Origin of the sequence: Stenotrophomonas sp. 3diitr2024 (assembly GCF_042136455.1) — a bacterium.
Lineage (GTDB): Bacteria > Pseudomonadota > Gammaproteobacteria > Xanthomonadales > Xanthomonadaceae > Stenotrophomonas > Stenotrophomonas sepilia.
The window spans coordinates 1-3,819 of record NZ_JBHHMJ010000194.1; the positions used below are offsets into that span (position 1 = coordinate 1).

Below are 3,819 nucleotides of genomic sequence, written 5' to 3' on the forward strand. Positions count from 1 at the left end.
GGCGGGCACTACCGCGGGTGCCGGGCGCAGCCCTGCCTGACCCCCTTCAGCATCCATGTCCGAATGTGGCGAGTATCGCCGCCCGCACGGGCCTAGACTGGCGCCATGGACACCGCCCTCGCCCTCGACACCGCCGCCTGCGACCGCGCCCGCCTGGCCCGCGACGCACGCTTCGACGGCGTGTTCTTCACCGCCGTGCGCAGCACCGGCATCTATTGCCGCCCGGTGTGCCCGGCACCGCCGCCGAAGCCGCGCAACATCACCTACTTTCCGACCGCCGCGGCCGCCGCGGCCGCCGGGTACCGCCCCTGCCTGCGCTGCCGCCCGGAATTGGCACCGCAGGCCCAGCAGGCCCTGGCCGGACAGACCGTGCAGCGGGCACTGGCGCTGATCCACGGCGGCTTCCTGCAGGAGCAGCCGGTGGCCGATCTTGCAACGAAGCTCGGCCTCAGCGCGCGCCAACTGCAGCGCCTGTTCGTCGAACATCTCGGCGCAACGCCCGGGCAGATCCACGCAACCCATCGCCTGTTGCTGGCCAAACAGTTGCTGACCGAAACCACGCTGGCGGTGACCGACGTCGCGCTGGCTGCCGGCTACAACAGCCTGCGCCGCTTCAATACCGCGTTCCTGCAGGGCTGTGGGATGGCGCCGACCGCCCTGCGTCGCCAGCATCAACCGTTGGCTGCAGATGATGGCGGCCTGGTGCTGCGCCTGGGCTACCGTCCACCACTGGACTTCCCACGCATGCTGGCCTTCCTGCGCAAACGCAGCCTGCCCGGCATCGAACTGATCGGCGAAGACAGCTACCAGCGCGTGCTGGGCACGCCTGAACGCCCCACCCTGCGGCGCGTCACCGCCGACCCGAAGCGCCCGGAGCTGCGCCTGCAACTGGGCGCGGTGGATCCACGCCTGATCCCCGACATCGTGCGCCGCGTGCGTCGGGTGTTTGATCTGGATGCCGACCTGCAGCAGGTCCATGCCGCGCTGGGCGAAGAACCGCTGCTCGCGCGTGGCATCGCCGAACGCCCCGGACTGCGCGTACCCGGCGGCTGGGATGGTTTCGAGGTGGGCGTACGCGCGGTGCTCGGGCAGCAGGTCAGCGTGGCCGCGGCCACCACCTTCGCGCGGCGCCTGGTCGATGCCTACGGCGCACACCTGCCGGGCATGCCATCGGAATTCGATCGCCAGTTCCCCGCGCCCGAGGTACTGGCCGAGGCACCATTGGAATCCATCGGGCTGCCGCGCAGCCGCGCCGCCACCGTGCGCGCCCTGGCCGCCGCCTGCGCCAGCGGCCGGCTCGACTTCGGGCCCGGCCAGGCCTTGGAGGAATTCGTTGCGCGCTGCGTTGCACTGCCCGGCATCGGCCCCTGGACCGCGCAGTACATCGCCCTGCGTGGCCTCGGCCAGCCCGATGCCTTCCCGGCCGGCGACCTTGTGCTGCAGCAGGTGCTCGGCCATGCGCAGGGCCAGCGCCTGAGCGAACGCGCAACCGAAGCGCGCTCGCAACCGTGGCGGCCGTGGCGCGCCTACGCGGTGCTGCACCTGTGGCACCTGTCCGGGACGTTCGTTGGAGAACCGACATGACCCTGTTGTTCGATCGTTTCGACAGCCCGATCGGCGTATTGACCATCGCCGGTGACGAGCGTGGTCTTGCGCACGTGCTGTTTCCGGAGAACCGTCACCCCGCACGCGGGCGCGACGGCTGGCATTACGCACCGGATGCACTGCCGGAGGCACGCGAACAGCTGCTGCAGTTCCTGCACGGTGAACGCAGCCGGTTCGACCTGCAGCTGGCACCACGCGGCACGCTGTTCCAGCTGCGCGTGTGGCAGGCGCTGGCGTTGATTCCGTTCGGCCAGACCTGGAGCTATCTGCAGTTGGCGCAGCACCTGGGCCAACCCAGCGCGACCCGCGCGGTGGGCGCGGCCAATGGCCGCAATCCATTGCCGATCATCCTGCCCTGCCACCGCGTGATCGGCAGCAACGGTGCACTGACCGGCTTCGGTGGCGGCCTGGAAACCAAGGCCGCGCTGCTGCGGCTGGAACAGCGCCAGGCCCCGCTGTTCGCCTGAGAGGGCCGGCCGGGCTGCGCCCGGCACCCGCAGAGGCAACGACAAGGTCAAGAGCCAATACAGCTCCGATTTTCTACGCGTTGGGTGGGGCAGTATGGGTGGGCAGGACACGCCGTAAACCCATCCATGGGGGCTCGATGGCGCCATCCATGGCGCCAACGGTCCTGCCCACCCACACCGCCCCACCTTCGACAGATTCCCGCGGCGGTGGGTAGGTGTCGACCTTGGTCGACGCGGTAGATCCACGCCATGCGTGTATGGAAGCGTCTGTAAACTGTCTGGAGAAAAGCCCCCTTCTTGTTGAAGGGGGCGCGTCGACAGGCGCGGGGATAAGGAAAAAATGCGCGGACACCGCGCGCGATAGCGCGCCGTGTCTTGGGCGCGTCATTACCTCGCACTATCATGCGCGGATGACTTCCGTACGCCTGACCTGCGCGCTGGCGCTGCTGCTGCCCTTGGCCGCCTGCACCACCGCACCCGCCCCTTCCGCCTCTGTTCCCACTTCCATCGCTGCGGCGGCACCGCCGAAGCTGCTGCTGATCTCCATCGACGGCCTGCGCGCCGATGCGCTGGACCGCAGCCTGACCCCGAACCTGCAACGCCTGATCGATGGCGGCGTGCGCGCACGCTGGATGACCCCGTCCTATCCGTCGCTGACCTTCCCGAATCACTACACCCTCGTTACCGGCCTGCGCCCGGACCACCACGGCATCGTCAACAACAGCATGGACGATGAAGCACTGGGCCGGTTCGAGCTGAGCAATCGCGAAGCGGTTACCACCAGTGGCTGGTGGGGCGGCGAACCGATCTGGGTCGGCGCCGAGAATGCTGGCGTGCGTTCGGCCACCACGTCATGGCCGGGCAGTGAATCGGAGATCCGTGGCGTACGCCCCAGCCAGTGGCGCATCTACGACGGCAAGGAGCCGCTGGAACAGCGCGCCGGCATCGTGCTCGATTGGCTGTCACAGACCGACGCCGATGCCCCCCGCCTGACCACGCTGTACATGGAACACGTGGACAAGGCCGGTCACAACTACGGCCCCGAGTCGAAGCAGTACGCCGACGCCATCGTGCGCGCCGACCAGATCGTCGGCCAGGTGCTCGATGGGCTGCAGCAGCGCGGCCTGGCCTCGACCACCAACGTGATCGTGGTCTCTGACCATGGCATGGCCAGTGTCCCCGCTGGCCAGGTGATCGCCACCGAATCGATGGTCGACCCGGCGATTGCGCGCAATGTCAGCCAGGGCCAGTCGGTCGGCTTCGCACCGGTGGTCGGCCATGAAGCCGCCGCCGAACGCGCTCTGCTCGGCCGCCACGCGCACTACGAATGCTGGAAGAAAGAAAAACTGCCGGCGCGCCTGCACTACGGCACCCATCCGCGCATTCCCGCCATTGTCTGCATGATGGATGAAGGCTGGGATGCCCTGCATCAGGAAAAGATCGCCAAGCGCGAACAGCAGGACCGCGGCTCGCACGGCTACGACAACGCGCTGCCGTCCATGCGCGCGGTGTTCGTGGCCAGTGGCCCGTCGTTCCGCCAGGGCCTGGTGATCGATGGCTTCGACAATGTCGATGTCTATCCACTGCTGGCACACCTTCTGCAGGTACCAGCCGCGCCGAACGACGGCAACCCGGAGACGCTGAAGAAGACCCTGCGCTGATCCGGTTGTAGAGCCGAGCCCACGCTCGGCTGCATTGCGCCAGCCGGGCATGGGCTCGGCTCTGCAAAATCATGCATAAAAAAACG

General features: G+C 68.2%; 3 protein-coding genes. All 3 read left to right on the forward strand.

All coding sequences use genetic code 11. From position 1 onward, the window contains the following. Window positions 1-105: 105 nt before the first annotated feature. The 3 genes from ABGA94_RS04500 (at window position 106) to ABGA94_RS04510 (ending at window position 3,733) form a co-directional block, all read left to right on the forward strand. The gene (locus ABGA94_RS04500) at window positions 106-1,584 is read left to right on the forward strand and encodes an AlkA N-terminal domain-containing protein (RefSeq protein WP_375366502.1); all 1,479 of its coding nucleotides are present in this window, start codon (window positions 106-108) and stop codon (window positions 1,582-1,584) included. Then, complete coding sequence (locus tag ABGA94_RS04505; protein WP_111127935.1) at window positions 1,581-2,072, forward strand: methylated-DNA--[protein]-cysteine S-methyltransferase; 492 nt, start codon at window positions 1,581-1,583, stop codon at window positions 2,070-2,072. The genes ABGA94_RS04500 and ABGA94_RS04505 overlap by 4 nt, the downstream gene beginning before the upstream one ends. A gap of 410 nt (window positions 2,073-2,482) precedes the next feature. Then, window positions 2,483-3,733 carry an ectonucleotide pyrophosphatase/phosphodiesterase gene (locus tag ABGA94_RS04510; RefSeq protein WP_375366505.1) on the forward strand — a complete coding sequence of 417 codons (1,251 nt, stop codon included), beginning with the start codon at window positions 2,483-2,485 and terminating at the stop codon, window positions 3,731-3,733. Window positions 3,734-3,819 lie beyond the last annotated feature (86 nt).

What these genes read in the sequence shown, in the direction of transcription:
- ABGA94_RS04500 (WP_375366502.1), top strand. Translation starts at nt 106, where the DNA reads ATGGACACCGCCCTCGCCCTCGACACCGCCGCCTGCGACCGCGCCCGC.
- ABGA94_RS04505 (WP_111127935.1), top strand. Translation starts at nt 1,581, where the DNA reads ATGACCCTGTTGTTCGATCGTTTCGACAGCCCGATCGGCGTATTGACC.
- ABGA94_RS04510 (WP_375366505.1), top strand. Translation starts at nt 2,483, where the DNA reads ATGACTTCCGTACGCCTGACCTGCGCGCTGGCGCTGCTGCTGCCCTTG.